The organism is Amycolatopsis sp. N2S4-7 (assembly GCF_058119595.1).
Genome location: NZ_CP172299.1, coordinates 6,919,035 through 6,938,134 on the forward strand (window position 1 = coordinate 6,919,035; position 19,100 = coordinate 6,938,134).

The 19,100-nt window shown below is 71.3% G+C and carries 19 protein-coding genes and 1 tRNA gene; 3 read left to right on the forward strand and 17 right to left on the reverse strand.

Translation table 11 applies throughout. The annotated features are described in order from the left end of the window. Positions 1 to 21 precede the first annotated feature (21 nt). From rlmB to ACH54P_RS32855, 8 genes are read right to left on the reverse strand one after another with little or no spacing between them, the layout of a single operon-like run. A complete protein-coding gene (rlmB, locus tag ACH54P_RS32820; RefSeq protein ID WP_489907180.1) occupies positions 22 to 978 on the reverse strand; it encodes a 23S rRNA (guanosine(2251)-2'-O)-methyltransferase RlmB in 957 nt (318 codons plus the stop codon). Between the two features lie 29 nt (positions 979 to 1,007). Then, positions 1,008 to 2,396, reverse strand: coding sequence for a cysteine--tRNA ligase (cysS, locus tag ACH54P_RS32825; RefSeq protein ID WP_489907181.1), 1,389 nt, complete (start codon positions 2,394 to 2,396; stop codon positions 1,008 to 1,010). A 43-nt stretch (positions 2,397 to 2,439) separates the two neighbouring features. Beyond that, on the reverse strand, positions 2,440 to 3,126 hold the full coding sequence (locus tag ACH54P_RS32830) for an HAD family hydrolase (RefSeq protein WP_489907182.1): 687 nt from the start codon (positions 3,124 to 3,126) through the stop codon (positions 2,440 to 2,442). 57 nt (positions 3,127 to 3,183) lie between these two features. Continuing rightward, entirely contained in the window at positions 3,184 to 3,579 is a 396-nt protein-coding gene (locus ACH54P_RS32835) for a PPOX class F420-dependent oxidoreductase (RefSeq protein WP_489907183.1), read from the reverse strand. A gap of 10 nt (positions 3,580 to 3,589) precedes the next feature. Next, complete coding sequence (locus ACH54P_RS32840) at positions 3,590 to 3,985, reverse strand: PPOX class F420-dependent oxidoreductase (RefSeq protein WP_489907184.1); 396 nt, start codon at positions 3,983 to 3,985, stop codon at positions 3,590 to 3,592. Between the two features lie 28 nt (positions 3,986 to 4,013). Next, positions 4,014 to 4,481: a 2-C-methyl-D-erythritol 2,4-cyclodiphosphate synthase gene (gene ispF / locus ACH54P_RS32845; RefSeq protein WP_489907185.1), complete on the reverse strand. Its 468-nt coding sequence runs from the start codon at positions 4,479 to 4,481 to the stop codon at positions 4,014 to 4,016. Then, positions 4,478 to 5,113 (reverse strand): IspD/TarI family cytidylyltransferase, encoded by a 636-nt coding sequence (locus ACH54P_RS32850; protein WP_489907186.1) that lies wholly within the window; start codon positions 5,111 to 5,113, stop codon positions 4,478 to 4,480. Before ACH54P_RS32850 ends, ispF begins: the two co-directional genes overlap by 4 nt. A gap of 53 nt (positions 5,114 to 5,166) precedes the next feature. After that, complete coding sequence (locus ACH54P_RS32855) at positions 5,167 to 5,658, reverse strand: CarD family transcriptional regulator (RefSeq protein ID WP_004559016.1); 492 nt, start codon at positions 5,656 to 5,658, stop codon at positions 5,167 to 5,169. A gap of 286 nt (positions 5,659 to 5,944) precedes the next feature. Here ACH54P_RS32855 and ACH54P_RS32860 point away from each other — a divergent pair, with 286 nt between their 5' ends. Together ACH54P_RS32860 and radA are read left to right on the forward strand one after the other, a co-directional pair. Beyond that, entirely contained in the window at positions 5,945 to 6,643 is a 699-nt protein-coding gene (locus tag ACH54P_RS32860; protein ID WP_489907187.1) for a hypothetical protein, read from the forward strand. A gap of 39 nt (positions 6,644 to 6,682) precedes the next feature. Continuing rightward, complete coding sequence (radA, locus tag ACH54P_RS32865; RefSeq protein WP_489907188.1) at positions 6,683 to 8,041, forward strand: DNA repair protein RadA; 1,359 nt, start codon at positions 6,683 to 6,685, stop codon at positions 8,039 to 8,041. A gap of 172 nt (positions 8,042 to 8,213) precedes the next feature. Here the strand turns inward: radA and ACH54P_RS32870 are convergent, their stop codons facing one another. From ACH54P_RS32870 to ACH54P_RS32905, 8 genes are all read right to left on the reverse strand, one after another. Next, entirely contained in the window at positions 8,214 to 9,305 is a 1,092-nt protein-coding gene (locus ACH54P_RS32870; RefSeq protein WP_489907189.1) for a CU044_5270 family protein, read from the reverse strand. After that, positions 9,298 to 9,891 (reverse strand): RNA polymerase sigma factor, encoded by a 594-nt coding sequence (locus tag ACH54P_RS32875; protein ID WP_489907190.1) that lies wholly within the window; start codon positions 9,889 to 9,891, stop codon positions 9,298 to 9,300. Before ACH54P_RS32875 ends, ACH54P_RS32870 begins: the two co-directional genes overlap by 8 nt. A gap of 49 nt (positions 9,892 to 9,940) precedes the next feature. After that, on the reverse strand, positions 9,941 to 11,218 hold the full coding sequence (locus ACH54P_RS32880; RefSeq protein ID WP_489916766.1) for an alpha/beta hydrolase family protein: 1,278 nt from the start codon (positions 11,216 to 11,218) through the stop codon (positions 9,941 to 9,943). A 49-nt stretch (positions 11,219 to 11,267) separates the two neighbouring features. Beyond that, a complete protein-coding gene (locus ACH54P_RS32885; protein ID WP_489907191.1) occupies positions 11,268 to 11,834 on the reverse strand; it encodes an ArsR/SmtB family transcription factor in 567 nt (188 codons plus the stop codon). A gap of 126 nt (positions 11,835 to 11,960) precedes the next feature. Continuing rightward, positions 11,961 to 12,488 carry a hypothetical protein gene (locus ACH54P_RS32890; RefSeq protein ID WP_489907192.1) on the reverse strand — a complete coding sequence of 176 codons (528 nt, stop codon included), beginning with the start codon at positions 12,486 to 12,488 and terminating at the stop codon, positions 11,961 to 11,963. A gap of 85 nt (positions 12,489 to 12,573) precedes the next feature. Next, positions 12,574 to 15,105, reverse strand: coding sequence for a trehalose-phosphatase (gene otsB, locus ACH54P_RS32895; protein WP_489907193.1), 2,532 nt, complete (start codon positions 15,103 to 15,105; stop codon positions 12,574 to 12,576). Between the two features lie 39 nt (positions 15,106 to 15,144). Beyond that, positions 15,145 to 16,587: an alpha,alpha-trehalose-phosphate synthase (UDP-forming) gene (locus tag ACH54P_RS32900; RefSeq protein WP_489907194.1), complete on the reverse strand. Its 1,443-nt coding sequence runs from the start codon at positions 16,585 to 16,587 to the stop codon at positions 15,145 to 15,147. Positions 16,588 to 16,669: 82 nt separating this feature from the next. Next, on the reverse strand, positions 16,670 to 18,169 hold the full coding sequence (locus ACH54P_RS32905; protein WP_489907195.1) for a threonine/serine exporter family protein: 1,500 nt from the start codon (positions 18,167 to 18,169) through the stop codon (positions 16,670 to 16,672). A gap of 180 nt (positions 18,170 to 18,349) precedes the next feature. Between ACH54P_RS32905 and ACH54P_RS32910 the strand changes: the two genes are divergently transcribed. After that, a tRNA-Thr gene (locus ACH54P_RS32910) sits at positions 18,350 to 18,422 on the forward strand. Between the two features lie 77 nt (positions 18,423 to 18,499). On the opposite strand, the gene ACH54P_RS32915 is transcribed toward ACH54P_RS32910, so the two are convergent. Then, positions 18,500 to 18,919, reverse strand: a complete 420-nt coding sequence (locus ACH54P_RS32915) for a tyrosine-type recombinase/integrase (protein WP_489907196.1) — start codon at positions 18,917 to 18,919, stop codon at positions 18,500 to 18,502. Between the last annotated feature and the right edge of the window lie 181 nt (positions 18,920 to 19,100).

Here is a 19,100-nt window from a genome sequence, read left to right on the forward strand (position 1 = left end):
CGTCGTCGTGAAGGTCGGCCCTCACACCCGGCCGGCGGCACGGCGGCGCCGCGCCACCTCGGCGAGCAGCACGCCGGCCGCCACCGAGGCGTTCAGCGACTCCACGCCGGCCGCCATCGGGATCGACACCGTCGCGTCGCACGTCTCGCGGACCAGCCGCGACAGGCCGCGGCCCTCCGAGCCCAGCACGATGACCAGCGGGTCGGCCGCCAGCTCCAGCTCGTCGATGCCCACCGAGCCGTCGGCGTCCAGGCCGACCAGCATCAGGCCCTCGTTCGCCCACGCCTTGAGCTGGCGGGTGAGGTTGGTCGCCACCGCGATCGGCAGCTTCGCCGCCGTGCCGGCGCTCGTGCGCCACGCCACCGCCGTCATGCCCGCGCTGCGCCGCTCCGGCAGCAGCACGCCGTGCGCGCCGAACGCGGCCGCCGAGCGGATCACCGCGCCCAGGTTGCGCGGGTCGGTGACGCCGTCGAGCGCGACGAACAGCGGTACCTCGCCCGAGTTGCGGGCCGCGGCCATCAGCTCGTCCGGGTGCGCGTACTCGAACGGCGGGACCTGCAGGCCCAGGCCCTGGTGCATGGCCCGGTTGGTCTTGCGGTCCAGCTCCTCGCGCGGGATCTCCAGGATCGAGATGCCCTTGTCGCCGGCCAGCCGGACGGCGTCGTTCACGCGGTCGTCGATCTCGATGTTCAGCGCGACGTACAGCGCGGTCGCCGGGACGCCGGCGCGCAGCGCCTCGACCACCGGGTTGCGCCCGGCGATCAGCTCCGGCTTGTCGGCCTTCTTCTGCCGCGCCTGGTCGCGCTTGGTCGCCGCGTTGGCCGACCGGTAGGCCTTGTGCCCGGGACGGTCCTCCGCCTTCGGGGTCGGCCCCTTGCCTTCGAGGGCCTTGCGGCGCTGACCGCCCGAGCCGACGACGGCACCCTTCTTGGTGCCCGTCTTGCGGATCGCGCCCTGGCGCCGCGAGTTGCCTGCCATGGTGAAAGTTTCCTTGCGTTGGTGCGAAGTCAGTCCGACTTGACTGTCCACTGCGGACCGTTGGGGGTGTCCTCCACCACGATGCCCGCCTGCTGGAGGCGGTCACGGGCGGCGTCCGCGCGGGCGAAGTCCTTCTCGGCCCTGGCCTGCTGGCGCTCGGCCAGCAGCCCTTCGACGAGTCCGGCCAGCGCCTGCTTGGTGGGCGTGTCGGAACCGCCCGCCTCGGACCAGCGCGCGGACAGCGGGTCGAGGCCGAGCACGTCGGTCATCGCGCGGACGGCCGCGGCGAATTCGAGTGCCTTGGAGGTGTCGCCCGCGTCGAGGGCGGCGTTACCGTCCCGCACCGTGGTGTGGACCACGGCGAACGCCTGCGGGGTGGCCAGGTCGTCGTCGAGCGCGTTGGCGAACGCCTCCGGGATCGTGCCGACTCCCACGGTGCCCGACTGCGCGGCGCGACGCAGGAACGTCTCGATCCGCCGGTACCCCTGCGCGGCCTCGGAGACCGCGGCGTCGGAGTACTCGATGGTCGACCGGTAGTGCGGCTGGACCAGGTAGTACCGCAGCTCCGGCGCCCGGTAGCGCTCCAGCATCGCGGGGATCGACACGGTGTTGCCGAGCGACTTCGACATCTTCTCGCCCGACATGGTGACCCACGCGTTGTGCAGCCAGAACCGCGCGAACGCGTCGCCCGCCGCGTTGGACTGGGCGCGCTCGTTCTCGTGGTGCGGGAAGACCAGGTCGATCCCGCCGCCGTGGACGTCGAACTCCGCGCCGAGGTACGCCGTCGCCATCGCGGAGCACTCCAGGTGCCAGCCCGGCCGGCCGTTCCCCCACGGTGTCGGCCACGACGGCTCGCCCGGCTTCGCGCTCTTCCACATGGTGAAGTCGCGCGGGTCGCGCTTGCCGCGGGTCGGCGTCTCGCCCTGCTGAACGTCCTCGAGGACCTGGCCGGAGAGCTTGCCGTAGTCGTCGAACGACTTCACCGAGAAGTAGACGTCGCCGTCCGCGACGTAGCCGTGGCCGCCCTCGATGAGGCGTTCCATCAGCTCGACCATCTGGGTGACGTGCCCGGTCGCGCGCGGGTTGATCGACGGCGGCAGGCAGCCGAGCTGCTCGTACGCGGTCTCGAAGGCGCGCTCGTGCGTCGCGCCCCACTCCCACCAGGGCCGCTCGTGCTCGGCGGCCTTGGTCAGGATCTTGTCGTCGATGTCCGTGACGTTGCGGACCAGCAGGACGTCGAGTCCACTGTGGACGAGCCAGCGGCGCAGGACGTCGTAGTTCAGGACGCCGCGGACGTGCCCGATGTGCGGAACGCCCTGGACGGTGGCACCACACACGTAGATCGACGCCGTTCCGCTACGGACGGGGTGGAACTCCCGCACGCTCCGGGTCGCTGTGTCGAAAAGGTGAAGGGCCACCCCCAAAGGGTACGGGGTCGGGCGTGAGGGACGTCTCTGGCCCTCAGGCGACGCCGTGGGTGCGCAGCGCCGTGAGCAGGGCGTCCGGCCGTTCGGCGGTCGGCACCGGGTCGACCAGCGCGAACTCGCAGCCGAGCGCGCGGGCACCGCCGTCGGCCTCCTCGCTGTCGCCGACCATCAGCGTTTCGGTGGCCGGCACGCCGAGGGACTGGACGGCCTTGCGGAAGATCTCCAGCTCCGGCTTGACCGCGCCGACCTCGAACGACAGGACGAACTCGTCGACGTAGGCGTCCCACCCCCGGGCGGTGAAGGCGGGCCGGATGTCGAAGGCGATGTTGCTGAGCACGCCGACCTTGAGCCCGCGCTCGGCGGCGGCCTTCAGCGCGGCCTCGGTGTCCGGGTACGGCGTCCACTGGCTGGGATCGATCAGCCGGTTGTACAGCGCGACGGCCTGCTCGGGCCGCGGGACACCCGACTTGCCGAGCACCTCGAGGTAGACCTTCCGGTGCAGCACGGGGTCGCGGTCGCGGTGCTGCCAGGCGTGCTGGTGCTCGGCGTCGAGCTCGACGACCTGGCCCACCGGGGCGGTCATCCGGCGCATCAGCTCGGCCTGCGCCTCGATGTCCAGCGGCGTGCCTTCGTGGTCGGTCAGCTCGGCCAGCCACGACTCGTCCTGCTCGAGCCGGAAGAGCGTGCCGGAGAAGTCGAACAACACCGCCCTGATCGTCATGGGCTTCAGCCTAGCGAGAGCGCGGGCGCCACCGCGGCGCCCGCGATCCGCGTCACGTCAGGCGGCGTAGCCGGTGATCTTGTCGGGGACCACGCGCACGACCACGCGCACGACCTCCGGCGGCTCGGTCCGGAAGTCCTTGCCGTCGTACTTGTGGGACAGCTCGTTGATCAGCTCGCGGCCGCCCTCCTCGGTGATTTCGGCACGCCCGCGGACCTCGACGTACTTGAGCGGGTCGTCGAGGTCGAAGACGGACAGCGAGACCCGCGGGTCGCGGCTCATGTTCCGCTCCTTGAGACGCCCGCGCACGGTCGCGAAGAGCACCGCGTCGCCGTCCCGCTTGGCCCAGACGACGGAGGTCTGGACCGAGCCGTCGGCGTTGATCGTCGCGACCACCGGGAAGTTCTTGCCGTCGAAGAGGGCCTTGGTGGCCTCGTTGAAAGTCACACCCATGGTCGTGACCCTATTTCACGTTGCCGGCGATCTTCTCGGCTTTCAGGCGGACGACGACGCGCTCGACGTCGGCGCCCTCCGCCGGCGGGTCCTCGCCGAGGTACTTGTGGCTGAGGGTCTTCGGCAGGGCCTTGGCCGGATCGGCGGTGATGGTCACGGTGCCGCGCAGCTGCGTGTGCCGGTACGGGTTCTCGGCGTCGATGATCGAGACGCTCACGCGCGGGTCGCGCCGCAGGTTGCGGACCTTCCGCCGGTCCTCGGTCGCGCTGAAGACGAGGTCGCCGTCGTCGAGGCCGATCCAGATCACGGAGGTCTGCGGGCCACCGTCCGGGTCGAGGGTGGCGACCGTGGCGAAGTTCTTCCCGTCGATCAGCGCGCGGACGTCGTCCGAGAGGGTGAGGGGCATATCACGGCGAACGGGCGGCGGTGGGGGCCTATTCCGCCGCGAGCAGGAGCGCGGTCGCGAAGGCTGCGATGCCCTCGCCGCGGCCGGTCAGGCCCAAGCCGTCCGAGGTCGTGCCCGAGACGCTCACCGGGCCGCCCACTGCCTCCGAGAGAACTTTCTGGGCCTCTTCGCGCCGCTTGCCGACCCGGGGTGCGTTGCCGACGATCTGCACCGAGGCGTTCCCGACCCGCCAGCCTGCCGCCTCGATCAGGCCCCTGACCTCCGCGAGCATGTCCGCGCCGTGCGCGCCGTCCATGCGGGGGTCGCCCGTGCCGAAGACCGCGCCCAGGTCGCCAAGGCCGGCCGCCGACAGCAGGGCGTCGCACAGGGCGTGGGACGCCACGTCGCCGTCGGAGTGGCCCGCGCAGCCGTCGACGCCCGGCCACCGCAGCCCGGCCATCCAGCACTCGCGGCCCGGTTCGATCGGGTGGACGTCCACCCCGTTGCCGATCCTCACAGCGTCTCCTCGTTCTTCGGTGCCGCCGCGATCGCCTCGGCCAGGGAAAGTTCGAAATCGGTCGTGACGCGCATCGCGTCCGGGTGCCCCGGCACGGTCGCCGCGCCCGCGCGGACCGCCGCCGAGAGGTCCGGGGGCTCCGCCGCGCGGAACGCCGGGAGCGTGAAGCCGATCGGGGTCTGGGCCGTGCGCAGCCGGGAGCGGTCCTCGGTGGCGACGATCAGCGAGGCGGCGTCGGTCACCTTCACCGTGTCGGCCATCGGGAGCACCGGGACGACGACGGGAGTTTCGTCACTCACCGCGTTGATGACGTCACTTACCGTCTGCGCAGGAATGAAGGCCCGCAGGGCGTCGTGGAGGAGTACAACTGAGTCACGGGGAAGCCCGGGCTCGACGGCGGCGAAGGCCTGCCGGAGCGAGCCGGTGACGACCCGGCACGCGAGACCGCTGAGGGCCTGGGTATACAACTGCGCACACCGCTGGGGGGCCGCCACGAGCACCGAAGAGATTTCCGGTACGCCGAGCAGCCCCCGCACGGTGTGCGTGAGTAGCGCCTCACCATGGACCGGCGTGAGAGCGAGCTCTCCGTCGGAGGCATGATGTGCGACGGTCACGATCACGACGACGTTCATCGGTTCGCGATCGTAGAGGCACCCACCCGCCCGTCGGGCAGGATGCCCGGGCGTCAGACCGTCGCGGTTTCCAGAACTTCGTCGAGGAGGACTTCAGCCTTGTCCTCGTCGGTGCCCTCCGCGAGCGCGAGCTCGCTGACCAGAATTTGCCGCGCCTTGGCGAGCATGCGCTTCTCGCCTGCCGAAAGCCCGCGGTCCTTCTCTCGCCGCCAGAGGTCGCGCACCACTTCGGCCACCTTGTTCACATCGCCGGAGGCGAGCTTCTCGAGGTTGGCCTTGTACCGACGAGACCAGTTGGTGGGCTCCTCGGTGTGCGGAGCACGCAGAACGTCGAAGACCTTGTCCAGTCCTTCTTGCCCGACGACATCGCGAACGCCGACGATCTCGGCGTTGTCTGCGGGCACGCGAACCGTGAGATCCCCTTGCGCGACCTTGAGGACGAGGTACTTCTTTTCCTCGCCCTTGATCACACGGGTCTCGATGGCTTCGATGAGTGCGGCACCGTGGTGCGGGTAGACGACGGTCTCTCCGACCTTGAAAACCATGTGTCCTCTGCCCCTTTCGCTGACTCCATCCTAGCACGGGCCGCCAGTGCCCACCTAGCGGGCCGGACTCGTCCTCGCAGGTCAGCGGCCTGAGCGGGGGTTGACAAACGTCGGACCCCCGTGCTCACGCAGGTAGCGGGGAAGCGTTTCGTCACGCGTCGGGAAATCCTTTGTGGACGGTTGATCTTGGGCGCCGCGCCCCGGCAACGCACACCGGTTCCGCGCGGGAGATCGCCCCCGGCTAGTCTTCGCGGGGACGAGGCCGTGAAAAGGGAAGGACTGCGACGTGAGGCTGCAGAATCGTCGCGTGCTCGGCGCGGGCGTGCTGGCGCTCGGTGCCGCGCTCGTGCTCGCCGGGTGCGGGGCCGGCCAGATCACCCAGACCGACTCGCAGCAGCCCGCCGTCAACGGCACGCACGCCCAGGTCAAGACCATCGTCCTGCGCGACGCCGCGGTGCAGTACCCGACGTCCGGCGCGGGCTACGCGGCCGGCGCGACCCCGGCGCTGACGCTGACCATCGTGAACCAGGGCACCCAGGACGACTCGCTCGTCTCGGTGACGACCGAGGGCGGCGGCCCGGCGACCGTCGGCGGCTCCAAGGACATCGTGGCCGGGCACTCCCTGGTCATCGGCCCGGACGACGCCGTCGAGGCCACCAACGAGGTGCAGCCCACGTCCTCGGGCGCGCCCAGCTCGTCGTCGGCGGCCCCGACGACGACCCCCACCGGCCCCGCCGGCTCCAGCTCGGCGACCAACAGCCCGGGCAACAACCTGACCGCGACGGCCACGTCCGAGGTCCCGTCGTCCGGCCCGGCCGCCACGCCGACCGCCCCGGAGGTCGTCGGCAAGGCCACTGTGACGCTCGCCGCGCTGAAGCAGCCGCTCTGGCCGGGTCAGGTCATCAAGGTCACGTTCGTCTTCAAGAACGCCGGACCGCTGACCGTCGAGCTGCCGGTCGCGGCGCCGGCGCACGTCAAGGAGTAGGTCCCCGGTTTTGTCGGTGGGCGCCGATAGCCTCACGGGGTGAAGAAAGGCGTCACCTTCCGCTGCGGGAGCTGCGGGTACGAAGCGGCCAAATGGCTGGGCCGGTGTCCGGAGTGCCAGGCATGGGGCTCGTTCGAGGAACGCGGGGCCGCGGCCAGGCCGGCGATCCAGCGCGTCGCGGCCGGGGCGCCCAGCGCACCGGCGCGGCCGATCGGCGAGGTCGACGTCGAAGCGGCGCGAGCCCGCCGCACCGGCGTCTCGGAGCTCGACCGGGTGCTGGGCGGTGGCCTGGTGCCGGGCGCGGTGGTGCTGCTCGCGGGTGAGCCGGGTGTCGGCAAGTCGACCCTGCTGCTCGAGGTCGCCTACCAGTGGGCGAAGACGGTCGACCGGTCCCTGTACGTCACGGGCGAGGAGTCCGCGGGCCAGGTCCGGTTGCGCGCTGAGCGAACGGGCAACGTCCACGACCGGATGTACCTGGCCGCCGAGAGCGACCTTTCGGCCATCCTCGGGCACGTCGACGACGTCAAGCCGGGGATGCTGATCGTCGACTCGGTGCAGACGATGGCGTCCCCGCAGGTCGACGGCTCACCCGGAGGGGTGACGCAGGTCCGCGCGGTGACGTCCGGGCTGGTCGCGCTGGCCAAGGAACGCGGGCTGCCGGTGGTGCTCGTGGGGCACGTCACGAAGGACGGCACGGTGGCCGGCCCGCGCGTGCTGGAGCACCTGGTGGACGTCGTGCTGCAGTTCGAGGGCGACAAGCACTCGACGCTGCGGATGCTGCGCGGCATCAAGAACCGGTTCGGCGCGTCCGACGAGATCGGCTGCTTCGAGCTGCAGGAAGAAGGCATCGTCGGGGTGCCGGACCCGTCCGGCCTGTTCATCAGCCGCACGGCGGAGCCGGTGCCGGGTACCGCGATCACGGTGTCGATGGAGGGGAAGCGGCCGCTGCTGGGCGAGGTCCAGGCGCTGGTGTCGTCGACGTCGGCGCCCCAGCCGCGCCGCGCGGTGAGCGGCCTCGACTCGGCGCGGGTGGCGATGGTCCTGGCCGTGCTGGAGAAGCGCGGCGGGCTGAAGCTCGGCGACAAGGACGTGTACACCGCCACGGTCGGCGGCATGAAGATCACCGAGCCGGGGATCGACCTGGCCCTGGTCCTGGCGCTGACGTCATCGTTCGGCGACGTGGCGCTGTCGCCGCGGCTGGTGTCGGTGGGCGAGGTCGGGCTGGCGGGCGAGATCCGCCGGGTCCCGAGCGTGGGCCGCCGCCTGGCGGAAGCGGCGCGGCTCGGGTTCACGCACGCATTGGTGCCACCGGACTCGGGCAAGCCCCCGGCGGGGATCCGGGTGCTGGAGGTGGCGAACGTCGCTGATGCCCTCAACGCGGCCAGCCACGCCCGGTGAGCTGGGGGGCCGGTTGGGCCGGGGCGGCCAGGGTGGGGTGGCGGCGGTGAGCCGGTGCCGGGCCAGAGCACGCTGGGCCTGAGCCGGGGTACGCCGGGGCGCCGGTCGGCCGACCAGGCGCGCCCGCTGAGCCGGGACGCCTGCCGAGAGCGACCCGGCACCCCTCGGCTGATCAGCCCGAGGTGCGGGTGATCGCGAACGAATACACCGTCGCGTACCTGCCCTTCATCGAATCCGGTGCCTCGGGGCGCGTGGTCGTCGGGAAGGGGGCGGAGCGAGGCGGTGTCTGGGGCGTGCTCAACGGCACCTCGCTGCTGCGGCTGATCATCACCTGCGTGGGTATCTCCCACGCCATCAGCTGCGCCGTCGCCGGGTCGAGGTAGATCCGCTGCCCGGTGTCCTTGGTCCCGAGCACCGTCGCCGGCCGGCCGTCCGGAGCCGTCCCCGGTAGCACGAACGCCCCTTCGATCTCGGGGAACGCCTCGCGCAGCGCGACCCGGACGTCCTTGCGGACCAGCCCCGTCTCCAGCACGGTCCGCACCATCGTGAGCGCCATGGTGGCGCTGTGCGCCCTCCCGTTGTCCTTCAGGTCGACGGTGTCGAAGTTGAGCCGCTTGATCATCCACGTGGGGTCGGGGGCGAGCGTGGCGAGGAAGGCCGCGTCCGGGGTCAGCCAGTTCTGGAACGGCGTGTGCCAGGTCGGGTTGGTCTGCCCGGCGAGGTTGGGGTACCCGGGGAACACGCCGCCCGGCCCGTATTCGTCGAAGGGCCGGGACTCCGGTGACTCGCCGTCCGGCTCGCGCACGACGTCCTTCTCGGTCCTCCGCCGGTGCCACACGCCGGTGGGGTCGGCCGGGATCCACAGTTCGGTCCGCAGCTGGGTCGTCACCGCCTTTCCCTCGACGAAGTGGGTCGACCACTCGAGCTTCTGCGAGTAGCGGAACTCACCGGGCGCGAGCGGGCGGTCGAGGTCGGGCGGCGGCGCGGCCGGCTGGGCCGTCTCCGGCGGGTCCGAAGTCATCACGTTCGCGACGATCCCGAGCCCGCCCACCAGGGTGACGACGGCCGCCGCCACCGCGAGCCACCGCCACGTCCCGGACCGGCGCGGTTCCGCGGGCGGCGCCACCTCGACCCCGGCGGCCGCCAGGAGGGACGCTCGGGCGAAGGCGAGTCCGTCGTCCTCGTCGACGTCGCTGTTCAGGTCGTCGAGCGCCGCGTCGAGCTCGGCTTCGGACCAGATCTTCCGGACGTTGTCTTCACGCAAGGTCCTGCACCTCCTCCTGAGCCGGGGCGTTCGTCCTGAGCCAGCGTCTGATCCGGTGCAACCGGGACCGGACCGTACCCGGCGGGATGCCGAGGGCTTCGGCGACCTCGGCCGGCTCGAGCCCGGCCCACGACACGAGCAGGAGCGTGTCGCGGTCGGCCGGGTTGAGCTTGGCCAGCGCGCCGGCCAGCTGCGCCGCGCGGAGCTGGGCGTCGACCTGCTCGGCGACGCGGCCGTCGTGGCCCGCGTGGCTGGTCTCGCGGCTGCGGGCCAGCCGCGCGGTGGCCTGCAGCCCGCGCAGCTCGGACCGCACGTGGTGGCGCAGCAGGTTGGTCGCGATGCCGTAGAGCCACGACCGGGCCGTGCCCAGCTCCGGCCGGTAGGTCTCGCGCCGCCGCAACGCCACCAGGAACGTCTCGGCGACGAGGTCGTTGGCCGGCTCGGGGCCGACCCGGCGGGCGAGGTACCGGCGCAGCTGCGCGGCGTGGGCGTCGAAGAGCCGGCCGAACGCCGGCCCGGGCTCGGCGCCGCCCAGGTCGGGGCGGTCGTGCCCCCAGGTCTCCGACCCCTCGTAGATCACCTGCATACCCCCTGTTGCCCGCAGGCGTGCCGCGCGTTCACGGGCGAACCTACCTTCAGGTGGTCAACAGCCCCCAGTAGACCGCCCAAGGGACGAACAGGACGCCGCCGGCGAGCAGGACGCCGAGCCGGGGTGTCCGGTTCCGCCACCACGCCACCGCCGTGCCGATCGTCGCGGCCACCGCACCCACCGACACCAGCTGCAGCACCAGCCACGGCAGCGGACGGCCGAGGACCACCGGGCCCAGGCTCCGGCCCATGGTGACCTGGATCAGCACGTCGACGGCCAGGAAGCCGAGCACGGCCGTCAGCCCCGTCGCCGTCAGCCAGCGGGCGGACCGCGTCCCGCCACCCCGGCGCCGGAGCACCGGGTACGAGCCGAACGCCACCAGCAGCACGACCAGCAGGGCGAGCTGGAGCCAGGTCGACTCGTACCAGTTCAGCGGCGTGACCCCCACGCTCGGCCGGTCCTGCGACGGCGGCGCGTCGGCGCTGGACCCGGCGGGCAGGTCGTGCACCCACGTGCCCACCAGCTCCAGGTAGCCCGGCGCGTAGCCGGGCAGCTTGTCGAAGCCGTCGGTCGTGCGGCGCAGCTGGTGCTGCGCGTCCGGGAACACGCGCAGCGTGTACCGGGCCAGCGACGCCTGGAAGATCCGGACCGCCTCACCCGGCGGTGTCAGGACGTCCTTCGCGCCCCACAACCCGAGCACCGGCTGACGCAGGCTCTTCAGCACCGGCACGGGGTCGTAGTGCGCCTCCGGGAACACCCCGCCGCCGACGAGCTGACGCATCATCGTCGACGACGCCATCCGCACGATCGAGCCGTCCATGTCCAGCCGCCGCAGCTGGTTCTCGATCGCCCACGCCTGTTGCCGCGACGGCTCGACGCCGTTCGCGCCCAGCGTCACGACGAACGCGATGTCCGACGACCGCGATGCGGCGAGCGGCGCCACCCAGCCGCCTTCACTCAACCCCCAGACACCCACCCGTGCCGGATCCACCCCCGGCCGCTTCCGCAGCGCCTCGACCGCGGCGATCGCGTCGTCCGCGAGCGTCGAGTAGGACCGCTCGAACTGGGAATAGCCTTCCGTGCGCTTGTCGTAGATGAGCGTCGCGATCCCTTGCCGCGCAAAGGCTTCCGCCTCGACGCGGTAGTCATCCCGGCTGTGTTCCCCCGAGCCGTGGACCATCACCAGGCCCGGCAGCTTCGTTCCGCCGGGCGGGGCGACGACGGTGCCGTGCAAGGTCACCCCGCCGTTCTGGAACGTGACGTCGTCGTTGGTCACGTCGGCGGCCGAAGCCGGTGGCGCGAGCGCCGTGACCGCCAGGATCACCCCGGCCAGTAGAGCCCCTCTTCGCATCTGAAATCCCCCTGTTGTCCTGTCATTCCCCTGGATCCGGGAACGCGAGCCAGCGCACGAGCACGCGCCGCGCTTCCGGTGACCGGTCTTCCTCGGTGCGCCAGTACCGGCGGAACAGCTCCATGTAGTCGTGCCAGAGCTGCTGCAGCTCCTCTTCGGTGAGCCACGTGGCGCCCCGCGCGAAGAGCAGTGAGTCCGCCCAGTCACCGGGCAGCTCGTCACGCTTTTCCGCGAACCGGTTGAGCTTTTCGAGGTCGTCCTCGAACCCCTGCCGCTGCATGTCGTCGAACAGCACCCGGGATTCGGCGCTCTGCTCACTGCGGCGCGGCCAGCGGATGTCCCGCGGCCGCGTCCGCCACCACCGTTCCTTGCCTCGCGCGAGCTCCGGGACGTCCTCGACGAACCCGAACCGGGCCAGTTCCCGCAGGTGGTAGCTGGTCGCGCCGGTGTTCTCGCCCAGGGCTCGGGCGAGCTTCGTGGCGGTCGCCGGCCCCGCCGACAACACGCCGAGGATCCGGCGGCGCAGCGGGTGCGTGACGGCCTTGAGGGCGTCGGGATCGAGCTCTTCCGGTGGTGGAGCGCTGGTCATGGCTCCACCGTAGCCGTGCACAGGAAATTATGCAAAGAAATCTCTGCACGCTGGCCACGAGGGTGCCCCAGGGCGTGCGGAGACCAAGACGTCCACAGTGGACGAAAGTGGGTTACGCGGCCCTGCTCACCAGATCGGGTGGTCGCTGAACTTCCGGAGCGTCTGCACGGAAGGCCGGACGTAGAACATCCCCGCCAGGAAACCCATCGTGGCGAAGGCGAGTGTCGAGAACGTCGTGAGCAGGTCCGGAGCCTGCAGCTCCGGGGTGTCCCGCCAGACCCGGAACACGAACGGCACCGCGAAGGAGCCGAGGATGAGCACCAGCGTCAGCAGGTACGTGAACAGCAGCGCGTTGCGCGTCGCCTGGGCGCTGGCCACCACGAGGTAGTTGCCGCGCAGGCAGCGGCGGCACGTCAGCACGAGCACCGCGATCGCCAGCACGCCCAGCGGCGGCAGCGCCGCCGCGGCCTTGCCGAGGAGCGCGTCCGGGAAGGCGTGCCCGTGGACGACGCCCTGCAGGAACGTCGTGAGCCCGAAGAGCAGCACCATCCCGGCGATCATCGAGGAGCCGACGACCACCGAGCCCCACCGCACCCGGTCGGCGAACCGGGGCGGCAGCGGCACGAACTCGACCTGCCCGAACGTCCCCTGCACCCACCACCTCCGAACGCCGTCAAGACCAGCTTACGGGCGCCGGACGCCCGCAAGGTGGCCTTGACGGCAGTTCGGACCGAAAGGGCTAACTGGCCGCCAGCAAGTTGGCGCACCGGATGAGCCCGATGTGGGAATACGCCTGCGGGTGGTTGCCGAGGGACCGCTCGGCGATCGGGTCGTACTGCTCGGGCAGCAGGCCCGTCGGGCCGGCCGCCGCGACGATCTGGTCGAACAGCTCCTGCGCCTCGGTGCGCCGCCCGGTGAGCAGGTACGCCTCGATCAGCCACGCCGCGCAGATGTGGAACCCGCCCTCGCCGCCCGGCAGGCCGTCGTCGCGGCGGTAACGGTACACAGTGGACCCACTGCGCAGCTCCGCCTCGATCGCGGTCACCGTCTGCTGGAAGCGTTCGTCGGCCGGGTCGATCAGCCCGGTGAGCCCGACGAACAGCGACGCCGCGTCCAGGTCCGTGCCGTCGTAGGCCGTGGTGAACGCCTGGACCTCGTCGTTCCAGCCGTGCGTGAGGACGTCGTGCTTGATCTCGTCGCGCAGGGACGGCCACGCGCCGGGGACGCCCCGGCCGTACTGCTCGCCCAGCTTGATCGCGCGGTCGATCGTCACCCAGCACATGACCCGCGAGTAGACCCGGTGGCGCGGCACGTGCCGCTCCTCCCAGATCCCGTGGTCCGGCTCGTTCCAGCGCCGCGTCACGGCTTCCGCCATCGCGCGCACCATCTGCCAGTCCTCGTCGCGCAGCTCGCCGCGCGCCGCGGCGAGGGTCTGCACGAGCTCGACGACCGGGCCGAAGACGTCCAGCTGCACCTGGTGGTTCGCCAGGTTGCCGACGCGCACCGGCCGCGAACCCGCGTACCCGGGCAGCGACTCGATGACGGCTTCGGCGCCGATGACGCTGCCCGCGAGCGTGTACAGCGGGTGCAGCCGCTCCGGGCCGGCCAGCGTCGCGAGCACGCCGTGCAGCCACCGGAGGTAGCCCTCGGCCTCTTCGATCGAGCCCAGGTGCACGAGCTCCCGCACGGTCATCGCGGCGTCGCGGATCCAGCAGTAGCGGTAGTCCCAGTTGCGGACGCCGCCGATCTCCTCCGGCAGCGACGACGTCGCCGCGGCGAGCACCCCGCCGGTGTCGGTGTTGACCAGGCCGCGCAGCGTCAGCGCCGAGCGCAGCACCAGGTCGGTCTGCACCTTCGGCAGCTGCAGCTTCGACGTCCACTCGCTCCAGTAGCGGCCCGCGCGGTCCCGGCGTTCCACTTCGGACAGTTCGTGCGCGCCGAGGTCCGTGGTGCCGCAGCGCAGCTCCAGCACGACCGGCTGGGTCGGCGTCGGCTGCACGAGCGCGGTGGCGGTGTCGTGCAGGCCGTCGGAGGTGATGGTCCACTCGACGCCGGGCGAGTACAGCACGAACGGCTCGGACGTGCCGAGCACCTTCACGCCGCCTTCGGTGATCTCCAGCTTCACCGGCACGCCGCCGAACTCCGGGCGCGGCGCGAACTTGACGCTCGCCGCCGCCTCGCCCGAGATCACGCGGACCAGGTCCGTGCGGTGCGGCGCGCTCTCCGGCTCGAGGTAGTCGGTGACGAGCAGCCGCGACCAGCGCGTCTCGACCGTCATCGTGTTCGGCAGGTAGCGCTGGCCCAGCGGGAGGCCGTTGCGGTGCGGCTTGATGGAGAAGTGGCCGGCACCCTCGCCGCCGAGCAGGTCGGCGAACACCGCCGGCGCGTCCGGGCCGGGGTGGCACAGCCAGGTCAGCTTGGCGTCCGGGGTGAGCAGCGCGACCGACCGCTCGTTGGCCAGCATCGACAGCCGTTCGATGGGCGGCGCCGACTCGCCGTAGAGCCAGTTGCGGCGCTCTTCCAGCATGAACGCCAGCACGAGCGCGACGTCGACGGTGTCCGGCACGCGGAAGGCGGCCAGGGTCTCCCCGTCGCCGACCTTGATGCCGAGGTCCGGGCCGGAGAGGCGGGCGAAGGCCTTCTCGTCGGTGACGTCGTCGCCGAGGAAGATGGCCGCCGTGGCGCCGACCTGGTGGCGCAGGATGTCGAGCGCGCGTCCCTTGTCCGTCTGGACGACCGCGAGCTCGACGACCTCCTTGCCGTCGGTGGTCGACACGCCCTCCCACTTGGACGGTCCGGAGTGGACGGCCGCGAGCACGCGGCGGCCGGCCTCGTGCTCGGCGCGGCGCACGTGCACCGCGATGCTGGCCGGCTTGACCTCCAGCGACACGCCCGGGACGTCCAGGACGAGCTGCTCGAGCTCGGCCTCCAGCCGCCGGTGCAGCTCACGCGCCTTCTCGTCGAGGGCGTGGATGAAGCCGATGTCGAACTCCGAGCCGTGGCTGCCGACGAGGTTCACCTCGGACGGCAGCCGCGAAAGCGTGGCCAGGTCGCGCAGAGCGCGGCCGGAGATGACCGCGGTCGTGGTCTCGTGGAGACCGGCGAGCGATCTGAGGGCGCCGACGGACTCCGGCAGCGGGCGTGCCTCGTCCGGGTTGAGCGTGATGGGTGCCAGCGTGCCGTCGTAATCGCAGGCGACCAGCAGACGCGGAGTACGGGCGATCTGCACGATCGCGCGCCGTAGCTCGGCGGGCAGGGCCTCGGCAGTCAACACTCCTCCTCAGGAGCTCGTGCATGGGTCGGGACTATGTCAGTCGACCGCTTCGGCACCCAATGCTTGGAGGAACGAGCGCGCCCATCGATCGACGTCATGAGTGAGGACCTGGCGACGCATGGCGCGCATCCGGCGACGGCCCTCAGCCGGGTCGAGCGTAATGGCAGCCACTAGAGCATCCTTCACCCCGTCCAGGTCGTGGGGGTTGACGAGGAATGCGCTAGAGAGCTCGGCGGCCGCGCCGGCGAACTCGCTGAGCACCAGCGCACCGCCCAGGTCGTGCCGGGCGGCGACGTACTCCTTGCAGACGAGGTTCATCCCGTCACGCAGCGGCGTCACCACCATGACGTCCGCGGCGGTGAAGAAGGCGGCCAGCTCAGTGCGGTCGACCGACTGGTGCAGGTAGTGCACGACCGGGTGGCCGACGCGGGAGAACTCGCCGTTGATCCGGCCCACCATCTGCTCGATCTCGCCGCGCATCCGCTGGTAGTGCTCGACGCGCTCGCGGCTGGGGGTGGCGAGCTGGACGAACGTGACGTCGTCCGGCTGCAGCCTGCCCTCGTGCAGCAGCTCGTGCAGCGCCTGCAGCCGCAGGTCGATGCCCTTGGTGTAGTCGAGCCTGTCGACGCCCAGCAGGACCGTCTTGGGGTTGCCGAGGTCGCGCCGCAGCTGCGCGGCCCGCTCCTGGACGCCCTTGGTCCGGGCCAGCGTGTCGAGGCCGGCGGCGTCGATGGAGATGGGGAAGGCGCCGACCCGGACGGTCCGGTCGCCGACCTGCATGGTGCCCGGCCGCGACCGGACGCCGACCGCGCCGCGCGTCGACTCGAGGCCGATCAGCTGGCGGCACAGCCAGAGGAAGTTCTGCGCCCCGCCGGGGCGGTGGAAGCCGACGAGGTCCGCGCCGGTCAGGCCGCGGATGAGCGCGGCGCGCCACGGCATCTGCATGAACAGCTCGACCGGCGGGAAGGGGATGTGCAGGAAGAAGCCGATGCGGAGGTCCGGTCTCAGCTCGCGCAGCATCGCCGGCACCAGCTGGAGCTGGTAGTCCTGGATCCAGACGGTCGCGCCCGGGGCGGCGACCTCGGCGCTGGCCTGGGCGAAGCGTCGGTTCACCTTGACGTAGCTGTTCCACCACGCGCGGTCGAAGACCGGGCGCTCGACGACGTCGTGGTAGAGCGGCCAGAGCGTCGCGTTGGAGAAGCCCTCGTAGTAGTCGCGGACCTCGTCGGCGCTCAGCGAGACCGGGTGCAGCACGAGACCGTCGTCGTCGAACTCGTCGACGTCGACGTCGGGAACGCCCGGCCAGCCGACCCAGGCGCCCTTCCGGGAGCGCAGGAACGGCTCCAGCGCGGACACCAGCCCGCCCGGGCTGGCCGTCCAGCGGCGCTCGCCGTCCGCCGTGCGTTCGAGGTCCACCGGTAGCCGGTTCGCCACCACGACGAAGTCGGCCTGGTTCCCGTTCTCCTTCTTGTCACTCACGTCAGCTGCTCCTCGCGTCCTGGGTCGCGGCCCCAGAGTGAAACCCTATCGCGTGAGCGATGAACAGCCGGTGACCGCCGAGTTACTCCAAGCTTCGTTCGGTCGGTTCGAGCGGACCAGCCATGCGTGGTCCGGCGAACCGCCGCTCGAGCCTGCCCAGGCCGGTGCGGACCGGCTGGGCGAGCCATTCCCCGAGTACCACGCCCGCTGCCAGGGCAAGCCCGATTGCGACGGCCGTCATGAGCGTCGAGATGTCGCCGCTGGGCTCGACCCCGATCTGGTACAGACCACGGTAGGTCGACAGGCCCGGAAGCAGTGGAGTGATCCCGGACACGGCCACCACCAGTGGAGTAACGCCGAGTCGCCGGGCGAGCACGCCACCGCAGAAACCGACCAGCGTCGCGGCGATCGCGGACGAGCTGACGCCGTCCAGCCGGGCGAGCATGAGCGAGCCGTAGACGGCGGCGCCGATGGCCCCGGCAGCCGCCGCGACCAGCATGGCGCGCATCTTGGAGTAGCTGGCGAGCGCGAAGCAGGCGGAGGCGCCGGCCCCGCCGAGGACGACGAGCGGCAGCTGCTGGGGCGTCGACCCGGTCACCTCGGGCAGCGGGGTGCGCGGCAGGCCGAGCATGACGGCGATCCGCAGGGCCAGGACCACGCCGGCGATCAGCCCCGCCGACATCAGCGCGGTCTCCATGGTGCGGCCGGCGGCGGTGACGTTGTAGCCGGTGATGGCGTCCTGCACCGCCGAGACGGTGGACAGCCCGGACAGCAGCACGGTGACGGCGGCCGCGACGACCAGCGTCGGCTTGTCCGTCGTCAGGAGGTTGCTGCTCAGGATGGCCATCGCCGACAGCGTCGCGACCAGGCCGCCGACCACCTGCTGGAAGAAGAAGGGGAGCCCGTAGCGGTTCACGATCCGGCCGATCCGGTCGATGACGCCGCTGATGACGAACGCGACGAGCGCGATGTCGACCCCGCCGCCGAGCAGGATGGTGATGAACGCGGCGACACCGCCCCAGGACAGCGTCGCGACCCACCGCGGGTACGGGTGCGGCGCCGACGTGATCCGCTCCAATTCGGTCTGCGCCTGCTCGGCCCCCATGTGCCCGCGGACGATCTTGCGGACGAGCTTCTCGGTCTCGGTCAGCCGGGTGTAGTCGAGGCTCCGGCTCCGGACGACGCGCAGCGCGGTCACCGGCGAGAGGTCGGTGCCGCGGTGGCAGGTGACGGTGATCGACGTGAAGATGACGTCGACCTCGCAGTGCGGCAGCCCGAGCGCGCCGGCGATGGCGATGATCGTCGCGGTGACGTCGGACGCGCCCGCGCCGCTCGCCATCTGGACCTCGCCGATGCGCAGGGAGAGGTCGAGGACGAAGTTGACGGTGGCCTCGTCGGGCAGCTGCGGCCCCATGGCCGCCTCGGCGTCGACGGCGGGCAGTTCCCCGGTGGGCGCCTCGAGGACGTGCCACGGCCTTCTCTTGAGCAGGTTGGGGCGGTGGGTCCGGGGTCGCTGAGCGGGGGGTTCCAGGAGCGGCCATCTGGTCGCCCGGCCCCCGTTGGTGCGCTCGTTGATCTTCATGATCCATCCACCTCCTCGCTCGTTCCTCCCGGACCATCGACGGCTACCCGCCGACCGTTGCACGGATCATGGAGTGGCGTCCACCACGTTGTGATCATCGGCCCCCGACCAGGGGATACCGCCTCTGCTCGGTGCCCTTGGACGAGGCCGATACACTGTGTCCGGCGCCGCGCGCGCCAGGCCGCTATAGCTCAGCTGGTAGAGCATCTGTCTTGTAAACAGAAGGTCAGGGGTTCGAGCCCCCTTGGCGGCTCAGCTCTGACCAGGGAGTCTCCGTTTTCGGGAGACTCCTTGTGTCGTTCCGTCTCAGTTCCAGTCTCATTTGGCGATCTACGCGGGCACGAGCGCGGACGCCGGCGGCTCTCCGTCGTCGTCTCCCGGTGCCTGCCAGAGCAGCCCACCGAGCTGGGTGGCGATGCCGCTCCGGACCTCGTCGGGCACGTGCTGGTAGCGCTGAGCCATCGTGATCTTGGACCAGCCCATCACGTCCATGACGGCTCGCTCACCGATCCCGAGCACGAGCAGGAACGTCGCGGCGGTGTGGCGAGCGTCGTGCAGGCGCGCTTCCCGCACACCGGCGGCCTTGAGGACGGCCTTCCACTCGTCGTAGTCCGCTCGCGGGTCGGTGGGCTTGCCGGTGCGCTGCGCGAAGACCCATTGCCCGTCGTGCCACAGGTCGGCGGCGATCTGCCGTGCAGCCTCCTGCTGCTCCCTGTGCGCGAGCAGGGCCAGCACGAGCGGGGGTGGCACGCTGACAACTCGTCGGCCGGCGCCGGACTTCACGGATACCGCCGTCCGCGAGGTTCGAGAAGAAACCGGTTTGGACGTAGAGGTAATCCGGTTGATCGGGACGTACACCGACCCCAACCACAAACAGAAGGTCAGGGGTTCGAGCCCCTTGGCGGCTCCGGTCAGAGCCCCCCTCGGCAGG

What these genes read in the sequence shown, in the direction of transcription:
- ACH54P_RS32875 (WP_489907190.1), bottom strand. Translation starts at nt 9,891, where the DNA reads ATGCAGGTGATCTACGAGGGGTCGGAGACCTGGGGGCACGACCGCCCC.
- ACH54P_RS32850 (WP_489907186.1), bottom strand. Translation starts at nt 5,113, where the DNA reads ATGAACGTCGTCGTGATCGTGACCGTCGCACATCATGCCTCCGACGGA.
- ACH54P_RS32840 (WP_489907184.1), bottom strand. Translation starts at nt 3,985, where the DNA reads ATGCCCCTCACCCTCTCGGACGACGTCCGCGCGCTGATCGACGGGAAG.
- ACH54P_RS32855 (WP_004559016.1), bottom strand. Translation starts at nt 5,658, where the DNA reads ATGGTTTTCAAGGTCGGAGAGACCGTCGTCTACCCGCACCACGGTGCC.
- ACH54P_RS32830 (WP_489907182.1), bottom strand. Translation starts at nt 3,126, where the DNA reads ATGACGATCAGGGCGGTGTTGTTCGACTTCTCCGGCACGCTCTTCCGG.
- ACH54P_RS32835 (WP_489907183.1), bottom strand. Translation starts at nt 3,579, where the DNA reads ATGGGTGTGACTTTCAACGAGGCCACCAAGGCCCTCTTCGACGGCAAG.
- ACH54P_RS32885 (WP_489907191.1), bottom strand. Translation starts at nt 11,834, where the DNA reads ATGACCAGCGCTCCACCACCGGAAGAGCTCGATCCCGACGCCCTCAAG.
- rlmB (WP_489907180.1), bottom strand. Translation starts at nt 978, where the DNA reads ATGGCAGGCAACTCGCGGCGCCAGGGCGCGATCCGCAAGACGGGCACC.
- ACH54P_RS32905 (WP_489907195.1), bottom strand. Translation starts at nt 18,169, where the DNA reads ATGAAGATCAACGAGCGCACCAACGGGGGCCGGGCGACCAGATGGCCG.